The sequence below is a fragment of the Ralstonia sp. Ralssp110 genome (genome assembly GCF_047325135.1).
GTDB classification, from domain to species: domain Bacteria; phylum Pseudomonadota; class Gammaproteobacteria; order Burkholderiales; family Burkholderiaceae; genus Ralstonia; species Ralstonia mojiangensis.
In genome coordinates this window covers 3,299,320-3,316,032 of sequence record NZ_CP168610.1, presented here as the reverse complement: position 1 = coordinate 3,316,032, position 16,713 = coordinate 3,299,320, and the positions used below count along the sequence as shown (strand labels likewise).

The 16,713-nt window shown below is 65.2% G+C and carries 13 protein-coding genes; 3 read left to right on the top strand and 10 right to left on the bottom strand.

Annotation, left to right across the window (positions count from 1 at the left end; translation table 11 throughout):
* Window positions 1-2: 2 nt before the first annotated feature.
* From ACEN9T_RS24510 to ACEN9T_RS24500, 3 genes are all read right to left on the bottom strand, one after another.
* Complete coding sequence (locus ACEN9T_RS24510; protein ID WP_413707325.1) at window positions 3-3,143, bottom strand: toxin VasX; 3,141 nt, start codon at window positions 3,141-3,143, stop codon at window positions 3-5.
* Window positions 3,136-4,116 carry a hypothetical protein gene (locus ACEN9T_RS24505; protein ID WP_092974289.1) on the bottom strand — a complete coding sequence of 327 codons (981 nt, stop codon included), beginning with the start codon at window positions 4,114-4,116 and terminating at the stop codon, window positions 3,136-3,138. Before ACEN9T_RS24505 ends, ACEN9T_RS24510 begins: the two co-directional genes overlap by 8 nt.
* 307 nt (window positions 4,117-4,423) lie before the next feature.
* The gene (locus tag ACEN9T_RS24500; RefSeq protein ID WP_413707324.1) at window positions 4,424-5,950 is read right to left on the bottom strand and encodes a lactonase family protein; all 1,527 of its coding nucleotides are present in this window, start codon (window positions 5,948-5,950) and stop codon (window positions 4,424-4,426) included.
* Between the two features lie 217 nt (window positions 5,951-6,167).
* Here ACEN9T_RS24500 and ACEN9T_RS24495 point away from each other — a divergent pair, with 217 nt between their 5' ends.
* Window positions 6,168-6,710: an N-acetyltransferase family protein gene (locus ACEN9T_RS24495; RefSeq protein ID WP_413707323.1), complete on the top strand. Its 543-nt coding sequence runs from the start codon at window positions 6,168-6,170 to the stop codon at window positions 6,708-6,710.
* A gap of 73 nt (window positions 6,711-6,783) precedes the next feature.
* Here the strand turns inward: ACEN9T_RS24495 and ACEN9T_RS24490 are convergent, their stop codons facing one another.
* From ACEN9T_RS24490 to ACEN9T_RS24480, 3 genes are all read right to left on the bottom strand, one after another.
* Complete coding sequence (locus tag ACEN9T_RS24490; protein WP_413707322.1) at window positions 6,784-7,254, bottom strand: carboxymuconolactone decarboxylase family protein; 471 nt, start codon at window positions 7,252-7,254, stop codon at window positions 6,784-6,786.
* Between the two features lie 136 nt (window positions 7,255-7,390).
* A complete protein-coding gene (locus ACEN9T_RS24485; protein WP_413707321.1) occupies window positions 7,391-8,299 on the bottom strand; it encodes an RNA polymerase sigma-70 factor in 909 nt (302 codons plus the stop codon).
* 77 nt (window positions 8,300-8,376) lie between these two features.
* Complete coding sequence (locus ACEN9T_RS24480; RefSeq protein WP_413707320.1) at window positions 8,377-10,575, bottom strand: response regulator; 2,199 nt, start codon at window positions 10,573-10,575, stop codon at window positions 8,377-8,379.
* Between the two features lie 241 nt (window positions 10,576-10,816).
* Between ACEN9T_RS24480 and ACEN9T_RS24475 the strand changes: the two genes are divergently transcribed.
* On the top strand, window positions 10,817-11,431 hold the full coding sequence (locus tag ACEN9T_RS24475; RefSeq protein WP_092974307.1) for a glutathione S-transferase: 615 nt from the start codon (window positions 10,817-10,819) through the stop codon (window positions 11,429-11,431).
* Between the two features lie 57 nt (window positions 11,432-11,488).
* Here ACEN9T_RS24475 and ACEN9T_RS24470 read toward each other — a convergent pair whose 3' ends face one another.
* Genes ACEN9T_RS24470 through ACEN9T_RS24460 form a run of 3 tightly spaced genes read right to left on the bottom strand, consistent with a single transcriptional unit; the run spans window position 11,489 to window position 14,373 of the window.
* Window positions 11,489-12,853, bottom strand: a complete 1,365-nt coding sequence (locus ACEN9T_RS24470; RefSeq protein WP_413707319.1) for an MFS transporter — start codon at window positions 12,851-12,853, stop codon at window positions 11,489-11,491.
* A 48-nt stretch (window positions 12,854-12,901) separates the two neighbouring features.
* Entirely contained in the window at window positions 12,902-13,276 is a 375-nt protein-coding gene (locus tag ACEN9T_RS24465) for a 5-carboxymethyl-2-hydroxymuconate Delta-isomerase (RefSeq protein WP_413707318.1), read from the bottom strand.
* Window positions 13,277-13,314: 38 nt separating this feature from the next.
* Window positions 13,315-14,373 (bottom strand): polysaccharide deacetylase family protein, encoded by a 1,059-nt coding sequence (locus tag ACEN9T_RS24460; protein WP_413707317.1) that lies wholly within the window; start codon window positions 14,371-14,373, stop codon window positions 13,315-13,317.
* A 106-nt stretch (window positions 14,374-14,479) separates the two neighbouring features.
* On the opposite strand from ACEN9T_RS24460, the gene ACEN9T_RS24455 reads away from it, so the two are divergent.
* Complete coding sequence (locus tag ACEN9T_RS24455; protein WP_092974319.1) at window positions 14,480-15,385, top strand: LysR family transcriptional regulator; 906 nt, start codon at window positions 14,480-14,482, stop codon at window positions 15,383-15,385.
* A gap of 41 nt (window positions 15,386-15,426) precedes the next feature.
* On the opposite strand, the gene ACEN9T_RS24450 is transcribed toward ACEN9T_RS24455, so the two are convergent.
* The gene (locus tag ACEN9T_RS24450; RefSeq protein ID WP_092974322.1) at window positions 15,427-16,575 is read right to left on the bottom strand and encodes an HPP family protein; all 1,149 of its coding nucleotides are present in this window, start codon (window positions 16,573-16,575) and stop codon (window positions 15,427-15,429) included.
* Window positions 16,576-16,713 lie beyond the last annotated feature (138 nt).

Sequence of the window (16,713 nt, the reverse complement as noted above, 5' to 3'; positions counted from 1 at the left end):
TCTCAATCATGGGCGGGCTCCTTCTCCTGGGCTTCAGCGACCTCGTCAGCGGAACGGCCGTCCACAACGAAATCTTTGTATGCGGCACGATTGGGCCAGTACTGTACCTCCGCGTCGGGCACGCCCTGGATGAGTGCCTTGCCTGTCCGGAAGAGGCCGGCACCGGGCACCAGCACGTCTGTGATGGCATTCTTCCATCGGCCGGCTTCATAGTTGTCGCCTCCACCAAACCAGATCAGGATCGAGAGCCCCTCGCCTTCCACACTGGCGCGGGCATGCACCTGCTTGGAGGCTTCAGTGTGGATCACGTTTTCCAGATGGAATTCCTTGGCGGTCACTTTGGAACGCCCTGTGCCATTGAGCAGGTATCGGGCAATCACGCCGTGCCCGGAAGACTTCGGTGCCTTGATCTGAATGTCCATTTCGGTGGCATCGCCAAACACCGGAATCTCGATCTTGATGGCGTCGGGGTTTCCAAATGCCGAGGCCTTCTCAAGTTTGACCGAGTAGAACAGGCGTAGCAGCGCGTCCAGTTGCTGGCGCGTACTGGAATACGGGCGCCCCCAGTCGTGCGAACGGACGCCGAGCAAACTACGGTCGGCCCATTTTGCAAACGGGCTGGTGACAAGGTGGTCCGACCAGAAGCCGAAGCCCCACGACGCTACGGTCAACACGCCGGAGGCGATGCCGATCCACATGGCAACCGGGGGCACTTCAGCAGAGACTTCCGCGCCCACTGCCGCGGTTTCTCCCGCCACAGCCAAGCCGGCGGCAACTTCGCCTGCGGCCGTAGTTGCTGCGCGCTTGGCCAAGCCCTCCAACGCCGCTTTGGCCACCATGCGTGTGTAGGCGTAGTAGGCAACGCCGCTGGCGATGCCGGCCACGCCGGAAGCGGTCTTCGCCCTAGCGGCGCCGTGGTCGCCTTCTTTCCAAAGCTTGGTCGCATCCCAAATGCCCAGGCTGCCTTCGATGATGGAAACCGCCATCACCAGCCGGCCTGCGGCGGCGGTCAGTCGATAGAACTCCGCCGTCTTGACCCCTTTGTTGGCGATCTGGCTGGCCACATATCGGAGTTCATAGCTCGCCTGCCAGATGGCAACCGCAGATGCCGAAGCTTCCGATATGTCTTTGACGAGACGTCCCCAGTTGGCATCTCCATGCTGAGCCTCGCTGATATCCACGCCAAGCTCATTCAGGCTCTGACCCAGCGAAGAGATCCGCAACGCCGCAAGGCCCGCAGAGAATGCCCCGTAACCCTTGACGCCTTTCAACGAGGGCGCTTCCTCAAACTTCAGGATTTCACTCTCGGGTATTGCATGCGTTGCGTCTGCCAGTTCGGCTACCTTGCCAAACTGCGCCGGCATGGGTTTGCCCTTGGGCCACTGTTCTCCAAGCACCTCCAGGTACTCGTCGAGTTGCTTGGCCGTTTTGGGTACCGTCGTCATCACCTTGCCGCCGGGTTTGCCCTTCAGGTTGTCGGGCAGTGTTTCTGCGGGAAGAGGACGGTTGTAGGCCGATTTGGTCGTGCCGACGCTCAGGCCTTTGCCGTCGCCATTGGCGCGTCGCAAGTGGGCAAGGAAACCCGCTGCACCGCCTTTGACCTTGACCTGCAGGATGGCCACGTCTTCCGCAGTCAATGCGGCGGCCTGAATACGCCGGAATGTCTGCCGATACAGCTTGGGGTCCGCCTTGAGCAACTGGCGCATGCGACCACTGACGACTTGCATCAGGCGCTTTGCGTTTTCCGAGTTCAGATGTGCGGCTTCGTTCTTGAGCTCGCGTATTTCCTTGAGATAGGCAATCTGATCGCGCGCCTCAATGTACATCTTGCTGCCTTCACCAACCTTTCCCTTGTGAGGCAGCAGCTTGTCGAGCAGGTCTTCCTGATTAGCGGCGACGCCTCTCCAGAAAAGCCGCTTGCTGTCGACGGTGTCGAGCTTGAGTTGCGGCAGCAAAATTTTCTGAAATTCGTCGTTGTTGATGCCGCAGCCTTCAAACATGTTGGCAACGCAATGGCCCAGGTGCGCGGCCATCGTCGTGTCCTTGGCGTCGAATACCTCCGGGTGGCGCCGTGCCGGCAGGAACTGCATCCAGGCAACGTAGTCGGCGGATCGCTTGTCGAAGTCGGCAGCGGCGTCGGTGCAACGGCGATACTTGGAGAGGTAGTTGGCGTAGTTGTCCTTGTTCAGCTTGCTCTCGACTTTTTCTTTCTGTTCGCCAAACGGTGTGCTTTCAATCAATCCCGCCGTTGCCATCAGATCGCGCTCGGCATCGGTGTACGGTTTTCCTTTCCCGTCCGTATTCCCCATGATGTCGGCCAGCGCGCAGTTGCGGTAGTAGTTCAACTGCGTGGCGATGCCAATGTCATCTTCCAGCGGCAACAGAAGCCCCTCAATCTTGTACGGAGCGTTGTTGCGCTTCATGACGTTCAAGAGCGAGGCTTCCGTGCACGGCGCGGGCCGGCTGTAAGCCTCTACCAGCAAGGTGCGACGGTCAACGCGCTGCTGGAACCCCATCACCTGATTCTTCAGTAGGCCATCGCCAATCAGGCTCAACGGTCCCATGTTGGCCATCACGGTCGACTCGCACACCTTCTTCGGCATGATCTTCTTCATGTGGAAGGCGGCCGGGTCCTTGGCCACGTCGTCACGCACGCGCTTCGTCCAGCGTGCGTCCGAGAAGCCGATCCAGGCGGTAGGGCGCTTCGTTGGCTCGGCGATGGTGAGCAGCAGTGCATCCGGGGTGTTGGCCAAGCGCGAGCATGTTGCGGGATGACCGCCCATTGCCCCGGCCAAGTCCGGCGCCATGCGTTGCATACGCCCGTCGGGCTGCACGGTGTAGATTTCCCACGAGGGGTCTTCCGGATAGTAGACATAGAGCCACCCGGCGCGCATGCGGCGCAGCACATATTGCGATGCTTGCAACGGCCGGCCAGCGAGGTAGCCCTGCTGATCGAGCATGTCGGCCAACTGTATCCAGTCGGATTCTCCTGGCCGAAAGTACTGTGGCGGCAGGGCAGCGTACAGCGTCACGAGCATCGTCAGGCCCGACTTGTCGCAACTCGGGCACTTGGGCGGCTGCACCGGCAGATTGTTCTCTTTGGCCGCTGCGACGGCCTTTTGCAGCTTGGCGTGGTCAGGCATGGCTGTGTCGCTCCCAGAACGCTGCGTCGAAGCCGGCGAGTGCCGCAATGGGTGAGTCACCCTGGGCACGCGCGGCGAGCATGGCCTCGCGCACGGTGGTGTCTTGATCGAACTGCGGGGAAATCAGAACGCCGTACAAGGCGTAGATGATGCGGTCGAGCTCGTTGGTGAGGCTCCACGCGCTGCTTGCGCGTTCGACCAACGAGAGAATGGCGGCGGCCAATGGAGGCTGCACGACGTTGTGTTCGGCGTCCTGTAATGCGTTCAGTACGGCGTTGATGGTGCTGCTGTTGCGCAGCATCGCCTTGGCGGTTTCCGGCCATGTTGCGTCGGCCAAGGGCGTAGTCGTTGCCGGCGCTGGGTAGCGCTGCAATGCGCCTGCACGGTTCAGCCACCACACGCCGTTGGTGCTGGGTGCGTAGCGCACCGGCGGTTCGGCATCGCCCAAGTCAGTGAGCAGTTCAAATACGCGCGGATCCCACAGACGCAGATAGCGTGCGTGTGATCCGGGCCAGCGGTGCCTGGCCTGCATCGCCATCTCGTGCGCAACGTGTCGGGCCTGCTCTGCAGGAAAGACCAGCCATGCGCAAACCGATGAGCCGCGCGTCTCTCTGTCGGGATGGCGGGTGGCTTCGGCCCAGGCGAGGTCGAGCGTGAAATCGATCGTGTCATCGCGGCCGAAGTCGCCGAGCGGAAGCAGGTAAGGGCGCTGCGCGGGCTGGATGATGTCAGGCTCGATGGGTAGCGGCACGGCTTCGCTGCGACACCGTGCGTTGGCAAGCGGGTCCGTGATCTGCGGGCTGATCAGTACCCACAGTGACGATGGCGGCGGGCCGTCTAGCAGCGGGTCGACTTGCGCAAACAGGTGGTCCCGCAGGTGTTGGAGCGTGGCGGTATCGGCCAGGGCAGTGCGCTCAGGGCTCGGGCGCGCTGCCATGCTTTGTGCCAGTTCCTGGAGGATGCTGTTGGCCACGTTACGGCTCCTTGGGCGGCGTCACGCCCATGTCGTCGAGTGGGTCAACACGATGGGCAGCGGTATCGCGAACGCACTCTGCCGGTGTTCTCGCATCACTCAAATGAAGCGTCATTCGAGGCGCCGCCGGCCTGGGCTAGGCGATGGTATTGGAATCGCGCCCCGGGCTGGATTAAGAGGTGTTAATAAACTGCAGAAATGGCACCTTTCAGGCACTGCAGGGCCCGATGGGTGAACGCCGGAATACAAAAAAGCCCCTCGCCGTGGCGAGGGGCTTTGCATTCGCGCAAACCGATTCAGTCCAGCCTCAAGGCACCGCCACAATCGCCATCCCGCGCGGGATGTTGCCGGTGGCGGCAGACCCGCTTGCCACCGCGGTCAGCTTGCCGGTGGTGCTGTTGATGCTGTACGCGCTGACGCTGTTGTCCACGGCGTTGACCACATAGGCAAAGGTGCCGGCGGGGTTGACGAGCACGGTCACGGGCGCGTTGCCGGTGGGCGTGGTGTCGATCAGCGTGAGCGCGCCATTGGCGGAGTTGATGCTGAAGACGCTCACGGTGTTGGCCAGCACGTTGGTCACATACATGAAGCCGCCTGACGGTGCGATCGCGATGTAGTACGGGTTGGTGCCCGCTGCCACCGGTGTGCCCGATGCGGTGAGTGCACCGGTGTTGCTGATGCTGTAGACGTTGATGGTGTTGTCTGCGGCGTTGGTCACGTAGGCGACGGTGCCTGCCGGGTTGACCGCGATGAACTGCGGCGTGTTGCCGGTGTTGACCGCGGTGCCCACCTGCGTGAGCGCGCCGGTGGTGTTGTTGACGGCAAACGCCATGGCCGTGCCCGGCGTGGCGCCGCTGTTGGCATTCACCACGTAGGCGAAGGTGCCTGCGCTGTTGATGGTGACGGTGTACGGATTGGCCCCTGCGGTGATGGGGGCGAGCGCGGTAAGCGCACCCGTGCCCGTATTGACCGAGAACGCTGAGAGCGTGTTGTCTCCATAGTTGGCCGTGTACGCAAACTTGCCGTTGGGCGTGCGCGCAATGCTGTACGGCTGCATGCCCGTGGGCGTGGCCGAGCCCACTACCGTGAGCAAGCCGGTATCGGCATTGATGGAGAGCGTGGTGACGGTGTTGTCGTTTGCGTTGGCCACGTAGACGTACTTGCCCGCCGGGTCGATGGTCAGTGAAAGCGGCCCTTGCCCCACGGGCACCGATGCGCCGATAGCCGTGGGCATGCCGGTGGTCAGGTCCAGCGTGAAGGCGGAGATCGTGCCGTCGTTCGAGTTGACCGCGTAGCCGAACAGCGGCCGCGGTGCGCAGGCCACCGCAATGGTGGTCACGTTGCTGGTGCCCACGTTGCCGCTGCCGTTGGTGACGGTGCAGTTCTCGCCCAAGGGGCGCGTGCCCACCGTGGCCGCATAGGGCTTGCCTTGCGCGAGCTTGGTCGGAAAGTGGAAGCTGCCGTTGGCGCTGACGACGACAGCATCGCCGCCGTTGTCCAGCAGCGTGACGGACGTGCCCGTGGCTAGGCCGCTGACGGTGCCGCCCACGGAGTAGGTTGCCGGGGCGGGTACGGGCGCCGGCGTTGGCGACGGTGTGGGCGCGGGTGATGGCGTTGGCGCTGGCGTGTTGTTGCTCGTCGGCGGGGGCGTGGTAGCAGCATCTTCGCCGCCACCGCAGGCGGTGAGCCCCAGCGACAGCGCGGCGGCCATTACCAGCGCGGCGCCGTGCATGCCGCGTGCGTGCCGTGGAGCATCGGGTGGGATCGGTGCCGGTGTCGGCTGTGCGTGGGCGCTGCTGCTGCGTTGCGCTTGGGCGATCAAAAGCTCGGCCATGGCTTCCCCCCCGGTTTTTCGTTGTCGCGGTTTGTTGACTCGCGTTTCCCCGAAGCATAGGTACCCGGCCTTGCACGCCGACATAGGCCAATTGACGGACAAAGCCCTCGGCTTCATGGACGGAGGCGCCGCTGTAGGTCGAGTGCATGTGATTGGCGCGATACTGGCGGCTCTCGCCCGCTTCTCGCCCGCTTTTTGCCTACACGCGCTGTCAGCCATGTCCAACGCCAACCTGAGCAACAACGCCGTCGTGATCCGCCAGCTCTCGTCCGCCAATGCGGCCGATGTGGCGGACTACCGCGCTATTCGTCTGGCAGCGCTCAAGGATTCGCCCGATGCATTCGGTTCAACGTACGAGGCCGAGGTCGGGCTCTCGATGGAAGCGTTTGCTGAGCGGTTAGCTACCACCATCGTGCTGGGCGCCTATGCGGGAACCGGTAGCGACGCGCGCATCATCGGCATGGTCGGCTTCAGGCAGCAAACGATAGCGAAGCTCGCACACAAGGGTTTTGTGTGGGGCTTTTACGTGGCGCCGGCAGCGCGAGGGCGCGGTGTGGGCGTGGCGCTGGTGGAGCGCATCGTGGCGGCAGCAACGGGGTTGGTTCAGCAGCTCACGCTGTCGGTGGTGCAGGGCAACGATGCGGCGCTGGCGTTGTACGAGCGTTGCGGGTTTGAAACCTACGGCGTGGAGCCGCGCGCGCTCAAGTCCACCACCGGCTATGCAGATGAAGTGCTGATGGTGCGCTTTCTGCGCGACTGAGCCTGTAGGTGCAGCGCCTACGCGGGCACGCAGGCGCTGCTGTACAGCGATCGTTGTACTGGCGCCAGAGTTGTTACGCCGCTGCAACGTAGGGCGCCTTCAGCGGCACCGGGTTGCGCAGGCTCACGTTCAGCAGGTTCCAGCTGTTGATGGTGACGATCACAAAGCTCAGCTCGGCGATCTCTTCATCGCTGAAGTGCTCGCGCAGTTTGGCGAATTCTTCGTCGCTGGCATCGCTGTGTGGGGTGTTGGTGACCACTTCGGCCCAGCGCAATGCGGTGCGCTCGCGCTCGGTAAAGAACGGGGCCTCGCGCCAGCCGGCCACGGCGTTCAGGTGGCGCGGATCTTCGCCCATCTTGATGAGGTCGCTCCAGTGCATGTCGATGCAGAAGGCGCAACCGTTGATTTGCGACACGCGCAGCAGCACGAGGTCGACCAGCCTTGCGCCCAGCAAGTCGCGGCGCAGGCCGTTCGACAGGTTCAGCAGGTTGTTGAACGCCTTCGGTGCGAGTTGGAAGTAAGCGATGCGGGGGGCTTGCGACATGAGCGGCTCCTAAAGGGTTGGGATTGGTGACCAGGAGCAATGGCAGGCGTTGCGTTGGTGCCGTGCGTCGCTCCATACCTTTAAGACGCCCCGCGCGGCCGGGTTGTGACAGCCCGGCCAAAAAATGTTTCGCTTTTTATGTGCGGGTGCCGATGTGCGCCAGCTTGTCCGGATTGCGTACCACGTAGATGGCCACGATGCGGCCGTTTTCGATGACGAACGACTGGGCCGATTCCAGCGTGCCGTTGACGTAGCGCAGCAGGCCGGGTTCGCCATTCACGCGGGCATGCACGTAGCGGACTTCGCCCATGGCGCGCACCAGTTCGCAGTAGATCTTGGTGATCTGGCCGGCGTCTTGAATGATGCGCATGAACGAAGGCACCTTGCCGCCGCCATCGCCCACCAGTTGCGCGTCGTCTGCAAGCAGGGCGCGGATGGCGTCGCGCTGGCCCGTGCGTGAGGCTTCGGCAAAGCGCTCCAGCAAATCCCGATGCGCATCGGGCGCGACATCAAAGCGCGGGCGCTCCTGCTGCACGCGGTCAGATGCGCGGTGGACCATCTGCCGGCATGCGGCTTCGGTCTTGCCCAGCAGGGCGGCAATCTCTGCGTAGTCCTGATCGAACACCTGGCGCATCAGAAACGCCGCGCGCTCCTCGGGCGACAGGCGCTCCAGCACCCACAGCAGGGCCATCGACAAGTCGCCGGCCAGTTCCACGGCGGCCTCGGGCGTGGGCGCGGCGGAATCCGGTTCGACCAGGGGCTCGGGCAGCCACCAGCCGACGTACGCTTCGCGCTCGGTCTTGACGGCGCGCAGGCGATCGATCGACAGGCGCGTGACGACGGTCACGAGCCACGCCTCGGCCGATTGCAGCGCGTTCTGATCGGTCTGGTGCCAGCGCATCCAGGCGTCCTGCAGCACGTCTTCCGCGTCAGCCCGGCTGCCGAGCATGCGATAGGCAATCGCAAAGAGACGGGGCCGCGCGGCGGTGAAGGCCTTGTCTTCGCTGTCGGTGCGGAGGGTGTGGTCAGGGTTGGGCTGGGTCATGGCGGGGCGTCGTCTAGGGATGATGCTCCCTAGACGGGCGAGCGCGATCGTTTGTGACAGGATGCCGTGATTGGCGATTATGCGGCGTTCGTCACATCCTGCGTGTCGGCCGCACCTATGTTGGCACTGAGCCACGGCATCAGCGCCTGCCGCAGCGTCAACAGGTCGATGGGTTTGCCGAGCAGGTGTGCGCCGGCAATGGGCTCGCCAATCTCGGCCTCCGTGCCGTAGCCGGACATCAGCAGCACGTCCACCTGCGGCTGCAGGCGCAGCAGCGTGCGGGCAAGGTCCGCGCCGGATTGGCCGGGCAGGGTGAGGTCAGTCAGCAGCACCTGAACGGGGTGTGCGCGGGCCAGTGCAAGCGCGTCCTCGGCATTGGCGGCGGCCACGCATTGCAAGCCGAAGGTGGTGAGCACCTCCTGCATGGCTTCGCGCGAGGCGGTGTCGTCTTCCACCAGCAGCACCGTAGGCGGCTGTGACGCGTCTGTCGCCACGGCATGGTCTACCGATGGCGACGCCGATTGCGCGTGGGCCTGCGCGGTGCGGCTCGCGGTGAGCACGTTGCGCACCATGCGCGCCAGGTCGTCACGCCGGTAGGGTTTGCCGAGCAGCGTCACGCCGGGCGGTAGCCGGCCGTCGTGCTGCACCTCGTCACGCGTGTAGCCCGAAACGAGCAGCACCGGCAGGGGCGGCACGCGTTGCGCAGCGCGTATCGACAGTTCGCCGCCCTTGATGGAGCCCGGCATGATCACGTCGGTAAACAGCAGGTCGATGGGCGTGTCGCTGTTCATGAGTTCGAGCGCGGCCTCGCCGTTGGCGGCCGTGAGCACGCGGTAACCGAGCTGGGTCAGCATGTCGACGGCGGTCAGGCGCACGTCGGTATCGTCTTCCACCACGAGGATGGTTTCGCGCCCGCCCATGGGCGTGACGATGGTGTCGCGCAGCTCGACGGCATCGTCCGGGGCTGCCTCCGTGCAGCGCGGGAAGTAGAGCTGCACCGTGGTGCCCTGGCCGACCGTGCTGTCAATGGCAACATGTCCGCCGCTCTGCTTGACGAAGCCAAACACCATGCTCAGCCCCAGGCCTGTGCCGTGGCCGTCGGGCTTGGTGGTGAAAAAGGGCTCGAAGACGTGTTCGACCACTTCGGGCGGCATGCCCACGCCGGTGTCGGTGACAGAGAAGACGAGGTAGTCGCCGGGGGCGGGCTGGTCGCGCCCTTGCGCTTGTGTGTTGCCGAGCGAGACGTTGTTGGCGGCGATGGTCAGCATGCCGCCACCGCGCATGGCATCGCGCGCGTTGATGGCGAGGTTCAGCAGCGCGTTCTCGAGCTGGTTGCGGTCGGCCTGCACGTTCCACAGGTCGTCGGCCAAGCGCGTTTCCACCTTGATGGCTTCGCCCAGCGCACGGTGCAGCATCTCGCTCATGCCTTGGACCAGCCGCGTCGGGTTGACGACCGCCGGAGAGAGCTGCTGGCGCCGCGCAAAGGCAAGCAGTTGCGCTGCCAGTGTGGCGCCACGCTGCACGGCCCGGGTGGCAGCGGCAATCCGATGCTGCACGCGCGTGTTGCCCGGCGCTTCGACTGACAGCAACTGCAGGTTGCCGGCAATCACCTGGAGGACGTTGTTGAAGTCGTGTGCCACGCCGCCGGTCAGGTTGCCGATGGCTTCCATCTTTTGAGCCTGTCGCAATTGCGCTTCCACTTCAGCGCGGGCAGACAGCGCATCGGCCACGCGCTGCTCCAGCGTTTCGGTCAACTGGCGCAGGGCCTGCTCGGCGGCCTGCCGTTCGCGCTCGGTCTGCACGCGCTCGGTGGTTTCCACCACGATGGCGAGCACGCCGGCTGGGCTGCCGGTGTCATCGGGCAGCGGGCTGTAGTAAAGGTCCATCCACACGTCTTCGGGGCGGCCATTGCGCAGCAGGACGAGTTCCTTGTCGCGGTACGACAGCGTGCCGCCACCCAGGCAGACATCCATGACGTGCCGGTTGAAGTCGGCCACTTCGGGCCAGCCGAGTTCCACCGGGCAACCAAGAAGATACGGATGACGCCCGCCGGCAAATTCGGCGTAGGCATCGTTGTAGATCATGTAGCCATGGCGGCCCCACAGCATGACCAGCGGCACCGGGCATGCCAGTACCATCTGCACCGCAGCGTGGAGACTGCGCGGCCAGTCCATGATCGGCCCCAGTTCTGTGGAAGCCCAATCGAACGCCAGCACGCGCTGCGCCATCTCACCCTTCCACCCGAGGCAGTCATGGTGATGCGCGAGAAACGGCATAAGGTCTCCTCTGGGGCGGGCCGCACAGTGCACCCGCGTTGCGGTCATTCTAGAAAACGGGGAGGCCGGCCGGCGTCGGCATCAGACGGCTCAAAGCGACATTGCGCACGCAGAAAACGTGCCCGAGGCGGCCGGCACGCTTTGCGCTGGCTGTCTATCATGTGCATCCGTGCCCGCGCAGCCGCGCGCTTCGCACCGGAGTTTTCTACCCACCACACGCCCACACTCGCCAGGAGTTTTCATGAAGTTGATCGGCATGCTTGATTCCCCGTACGTGCGCCGCACGGCCATTTCGCTCAAGCTGCTCGGGCTGCCGTTCGAGCACGCGTCGGTGTCCGTCTTCCGGCATTTCGACCAGTTCAGCGCCATCAACCCGGTCGTCAAGGCGCCCACCCTGGTGTGCGACGACGGCACCGTGCTGATCGACTCAACGCTCATCATCGATTACGCAGAAACGCTGGCGGGCCGCAGCCTGATGCCGGCCACCATTGCCGAACGCCAGCACGCGTTGCGCGTGATCGGCCTGGCGCTGGCCGCGTGTGAAAAAGCGGTGCAGATCGTGTATGAACACAACCTGCGCCCGACCGAGAAAGTGCACGGGCCCTGGGTCGAGCGCGTGCACAGCCAATTGCTGGCAGCGTTGGAAGCGCTGGAAGCGGAGTGGAAGGACGCGCCGCTGCCTGTGCAGGCAGGTGAGCTGACGCAGGCCGGTGTGACGGTGGCCGTGGCCTGGGCCTTTATCCAGTTGATGGTGCCGGACCGCGTGCCGGCGGCGGATTATCCGCGCCTGGTGGCGTATTCGGCGGCGGCGGAACAGTTGGGCGTTTTTCGTGAGTTGCCGATGGATGCGGTTTGATAGGCCGGCCGATGCGGACTCGCGCCGCGTCCGCATCGGCGGCATGCACAACTGGGCTCAGGACGGGCGGCCCCGACGTGCGTACGCGAGCGTCAGCGCCCCGGCGAGCATGGCGCATGCGCCCAGCAGCCCCACGCCTGCGGTTGCCGTGTGTGTCAAGTCCGTCAGCCACCCGATGGCGAACGGGCTGACGAAGCCCGACAGGTTGCCAATCGCGTTGATGAAGCCGATGCCGGCAGCGGCCGCTACGCCGTGCAGGCGTGCCGTGGGCAAGTTCCAGAACAGCGGCAGCGCTGACAGGATGCCGGCCGAGGCCACCGTCAATGCGGCCATGGCTGGCGCAAGCTGGTCCACGGTGAACGCACTCACACAAAAGCCCGCACCTGCCACCAGAGCGCAGGCGCCCACCAGCGTGCCCCAGTTACGCCGCTTGTCGGCTTGCCGTGCCACCACATTCATGGCCACCATGGCAACCGCGTAAGGTATGGCGCTCAACCAGCCGACCGTGACGGTACTGGCGATGCCGGCAGTGCGAATCACGCTCGGTAGCCAGAAGCTCACGCCATACAGCCCTGCCAGCAGCAGGAAGTAGATCAGCGCAAACAGCATGACCGTGCCGTTGAGGATGTCCGACGCGCGATGCAGCCGCGCCTGCGCCGGTGCAGCCTTGGCGAGATCGGCTTCCAGAAGGGCCAGCGCATCGGCACTGAGCCAGCGCACTTCGCGCGGTCGGCTCGGCAAGAGAAAGAACACCAGCACACCCACCAGCGCCGAAGGCAGCCCCTCCAGCGCAAACATCCAGCGCCAGCCGGCGTGCCCGAGCTGCCCGTCGAACGCAGCCAGGATCCATCCGGACAACGGGCCGCCCACAATGCCCGCCACGGCCGTGGCACTCATGAACAACGTGGTCATGCGGCCACGCCGGTGCGCGGGAAACCAGTACGTCAAATACAGCACGATGCCGGGAAAGAACCCCGCTTCGGCCACGCCAAGCAGGAAGCGCAGCACGTAAAACCCCGTCGTGCTCTGCACCCAGCCCATGGCCGCCGACAGCAGCCCCCACGACACCATGATCCGTGCGATCCAGGCGCGCGCGCCCAGCCGATGCAGCAGCAGGTTGCTTGGTACCTCGAAGAAGAAATAGCCGAGGAAGAAGATGCCTGCGCCGAGTCCGTAGGCGGTGGCGCTCAGGCTCAGGTCCGCCGCCATCTGGAGCTTGGCGGTGCCGATATTGACGCGGTCGAGGTAGGCCAACACCTGGGCCACCAACAGGATCGGCATCAGCCGCCAGGCGATGCGGCGGTAGAGGGCATCGAGGGCAGGGTCGTCAGGCACGGCGTGTGGCAGTGCGGGCGAGGTGGGAGGAACGGGGGAAGCGGGCGCGGGCTGGGCCAGCGCACCGGCGTGCGGGTGCGTGTTCATGCGGTCTCCTGGTTTGTTGTTGTGGGCGGTATGGAATGGACAGGCGGGCTAGCCAGGGGCGCGCGAGTCGGTCTTCTGGTACAGCGTGCGGTCGAGCGTTTCGACCAGCACGCAGCATTGCCACCAGGCGCCGGCGTCTGGGCTGGCGGCAATGGCGTCGCGCAGCACGACGTGGATGACTGCAGCCATGTCGCGCTGCATCTGGGCAGGGCGCGGGTTGGTCAGCCCCAGACGGGCGACGACGAATTGCGCTTGTGCGTCGTCGCCGGCGAGATACGTTTCGGCGATATGCACGCGGCTCTTGAGGTCGGTCAGCCGCGCGCTGCCGCTGTCGGCCAACTGCTGGTGGATCGTGCGCAATAGCGCGGGAAAGTCCAGGCGACGTGCCAGCGGCTCCGTCGCTTCGATCACGATATGCGGCATGGCTATGCGTGCAGGGGGGGTGAGTAGCCGGGCCGGCGTCAGATGGTTTCGGGCTCGCGCACGCTCAGCGGGCTCCCGGCCGTGTAGCGGGCGATCTCGTCCTTGCGCAGGAAGGCCACGCCGGGGTGCTGCTTGGCGTAGCGCAGGAAGGCGTCCCACGCGCGCACCATCTGCGGCGTGCCGCTGATGCGGTCGTGCGCACTGATCGACATCATGCGGCGGCGCGAGCCAGCTTCTTCGTAGAGCTGGTCGAAGTCGAGCTTGATCTGCTCAAGGAATGCTGAGGGCGAATAGTTGCGGCCTTCGACCAGCAGGATGTCGTTGTTGCGCAGCGTGTAGGGCACGACCACGAAGTCGCGGCCGTTGACCTGTTCGATGAAGGGCTCGTCGCGGCTGAGGTCATCGATGTGATACAGGTAGCCCAGCTCTTGCAGCAGCGACAGCGTATTAGGGCCGCGTCGCAACCAGTTGCAGTTGTAGCCCACGGGGCGCTGGCCCGTCACTGCTTCGACCATCGTCATGGCTTCGCTCAGGAAGGCGCGTTCCTGGGCGCGCGTCATGGCGTATTGCGAACTCCAGCGCGGGCCGTGTCCGGCGGCCTCGTGGCCGCGAGCGACGATCTCACGCGCCAGTTCAGGGTGGCGCAGCGCAGCCTCGCCGATCATGTGCGAGGTCACCTTCACACCGTGTCGGTCCCACAGGTCGAGCATGCGCGGAATGCCCTCGCGGTAACCGTAGGCAAACCACGTGTTGGTGGCCGGGTCGGACGGCATGCTGGCCGGAAAGTCGATCTTGGGGAACGGGCTGTCGGTGCCCTTGGGTGGCTGGCCGCCGGCCTCGAACTGCATTGAGATGGAGATGACAAGGCGGATGCCGTCGGGCCAGAACTGGCCTGCACCTGGCGCGCCCGCCGTCGCAGGGGCGTTGGCTCGCGGTGTCTGCGCGGTGGCGTTGCCGGCCAGCAGCGCGCCGGCAGCCAGGGCGCTTGCCCCGGCGCCTGCACGGCTGAGAAACGTGCGGCGGCCGGCGTGCGGCGGGGCGACAGCGATGTCGACGTGGGCGTCGGTGGAGGGCGGGGTATCAAGCAGTCGGGTCATGGCGCAAGCGCAAACGTGAAAGACCGGGGCATGCTAGCCTTCGCGAAATCGCTGAAATACCGCTGAAAATAGGAAACATCCTTTCCGAAACGCGAAGAATTACCCCATGCTCGACAACCTGCCCGCGCTCATTTCGTTTGCCCGTATCGTTTCCGCCGGCAGCCTGTCCGGCGCGGCGCGCGAGATGGATTTGCCGCTGTCGGTGGTCAGCAAACGCCTGGCGCAGCTCGAAGCGGCCTTGGGCGTACGCCTGATCCAGCGCACCACGCGCCGTCAGACGCTGACTGAAGAGGGCGCGTTGTTCCACAGCCGCGTGGTGCGCATCCTTGATGAAATCGAACAAGCAGAGTCGCTGTTGATGCAGCGTCGCCAGGCTGTGAGCGGCCTGCTGCGCGTGACCGCGCCGGGCCAGCTCGGGCGTCGACGCATTGCGCCCATCGTGGCGGCGTTTCAGCGGGAGCATCCGCAACTGAGCGTGCAGCTTGAGCTGACCGACGCCGTGGTCGACCTGATCGACAGCGGTTACGACATGGCCATCCGCTTTGGCGCGCTGACCGATTCGACGCTGATCGCGCGGCCGCTGGCGCCAAATTTTCGGGTGCTATGCGCCTCGCCGGACTATCTGGCCGAGCATGGCGCGCCGGTGCATCCGGCAGACCTGGTGCGGCATCGGTGCATCCTCATCGGTGACCAGCGCCGTGCCGACTGGCGCTTCAGCGGCGGCGGCGAAGAGCACACCGTGCGCGTGACCGCATCCATCGTCACCAACGACGGCGAAGCCGCGCATGCGCTGGCGGCCGAAGGCGCGGGCATTGCCGTCAAATCCATCTGGGACGTGGGCGACGATCTGCTGGCCGGGCGTCTGGTGCGCGTGCTGCCGGGGCATTCGGTGTCGGCGGCACCGCTGCACGCGATCTATCCGCATAGCCAGCACCTTGCGCCCCGCGTGCGCGTGTTTGTCGATTACGTACGGGATCGGCTGCAGCAGGATTGGCGTTGGGATGCGCTGTGACGGCGGGGCAGCCGCACTCGGGCGCCTGAGGTGCTGAAGCGTCAGGCCACCTGCGGCTCGATGTTGGCCTGACGGTACAGCCCGCCCACCAGGTCCGATTCCGTGACGATGCCGGCCAGCCGGCCGTCGGTATCCAGCACCGGAATGTGGTGGTGGCCGGCGCTGGCAAACATCGGCACCAGATTCGACATGGGCGCAGTGGCAGCGATGGTCTGCACGCGCGTCTTCATATGATCGGCCACGCGCGGCGGTGTGAGGGCGCCGATGCTGAACCAGCGGCGTAACGTCTGGCGCATGTCTGCCGGCGCCAGGCCGAGCAGGTCGACGCGCGTGACGATGCCCACCACGCGCCGCGCTTCGTCCACTACCGGCAACGCCTTGAAGCCATGCTGACGCAGCAGTTGCAGCGCGCGCGGGATCGACGTGCTGGCCGAAACCGTGACCACCGGCGTGGTCATGATGTCGGCGCAGGTGAGCGCCTGGAACGTGCGGGTGTAGGCCTGGAGCTGCATCTCGCGCAGCACGGCTTCAATGTCTTCGGGATCGATGTCGAGCAGCTCGCTTTGACGGCGGAGCGCGGCGACGATGTCGGCGCGGGTGAAGCCGGCTGCGGTGGGCGGACGCTCGGCGGCGGGCAGGCGTTGCGCGTGCGGATACCGGTGGCCCGTGGCCGCGTGGTACGCCAGCGCGCCCACCAGCAGCAGCGCTGACTGGACCAGGATCGGCTCCAGCACGAAGCGATAGCCCAGCGCATGCACGGCCGGGCCGCCGATCACTGCGGTGAGGGCCACCGCGCCAGAAGGCGGGTGCACGCAGCGCAGGGCAAACATGCCGGCGATCGCTACCGAGATGGCCAGCGCCGACGCAATCACCGGATCATCCACCAGCAGCGCGAACGTTACGCCCACGGTGGCCGCCACCAGGTTGCCGCCGATGATCGACCACGGCTGCGCGAGCGGACTGGCCGGCACCGCAAACAGCAGCACGGCCGAGGCGCCCATGGGCGCGACCAGCAGCGGGATCAGCGTGGCAGCGCCCGGCACCATCTTCATCATCGTGCCGGTAAAGAGGATGCCGACAAGTGCGCCGACGGCGGAGCGGACGCGTTCGCTCCACCGCACCGTCACGGGTGCAGGAATGAAGCTGTGGAGCCAGCGGCGCAGGGCAGGATGCAGAGGTGAAGCGGACATGGTCGACGGGACGGCGATTGCCCGGACCAGGCTTCACCAAAGTCAAAGAGTGCAGCCGGCGATTGTATCACTCTGTGACATAACGCACTGTCAGCGCTGTCATGACGCGGAATGCCCCAATGTAGGGCGAAGATCACG

Coding starts and splice junctions, on each gene's coding strand:
- ACEN9T_RS24510 (WP_413707325.1), bottom strand. CDS start 3,143: ATGCCTGACCACGCCAAGCTGCAAAAGGCCGTCGCAGCGGCCAAAGAG.
- ACEN9T_RS24475 (WP_092974307.1), top strand. CDS start 10,817: ATGAAGTTGATCGGCATGCTTGATTCCCCGTACGTGCGCCGCACGGCC.
- ACEN9T_RS24465 (WP_413707318.1), bottom strand. CDS start 13,276: ATGCCGCATATCGTGATCGAAGCGACGGAGCCGCTGGCACGTCGCCTG.
- ACEN9T_RS24450 (WP_092974322.1), bottom strand. CDS start 16,575: ATGTCCGCTTCACCTCTGCATCCTGCCCTGCGCCGCTGGCTCCACAGC.
- ACEN9T_RS24495 (WP_413707323.1), top strand. CDS start 6,168: ATGTCCAACGCCAACCTGAGCAACAACGCCGTCGTGATCCGCCAGCTC.
- ACEN9T_RS24480 (WP_413707320.1), bottom strand. CDS start 10,575: ATGCCGTTTCTCGCGCATCACCATGACTGCCTCGGGTGGAAGGGTGAG.
- ACEN9T_RS24455 (WP_092974319.1), top strand. CDS start 14,480: ATGCTCGACAACCTGCCCGCGCTCATTTCGTTTGCCCGTATCGTTTCC.
- ACEN9T_RS24485 (WP_413707321.1), bottom strand. CDS start 8,299: ATGACCCAGCCCAACCCTGACCACACCCTCCGCACCGACAGCGAAGAC.
- ACEN9T_RS24460 (WP_413707317.1), bottom strand. CDS start 14,373: ATGACCCGACTGCTTGATACCCCGCCCTCCACCGACGCCCACGTCGAC.
- ACEN9T_RS24470 (WP_413707319.1), bottom strand. CDS start 12,853: ATGAACACGCACCCGCACGCCGGTGCGCTGGCCCAGCCCGCGCCCGCT.
- ACEN9T_RS24490 (WP_413707322.1), bottom strand. CDS start 7,254: ATGTCGCAAGCCCCCCGCATCGCTTACTTCCAACTCGCACCGAAGGCG.
- ACEN9T_RS24500 (WP_413707324.1), bottom strand. CDS start 5,950: ATGGCCGAGCTTTTGATCGCCCAAGCGCAACGCAGCAGCAGCGCCCAC.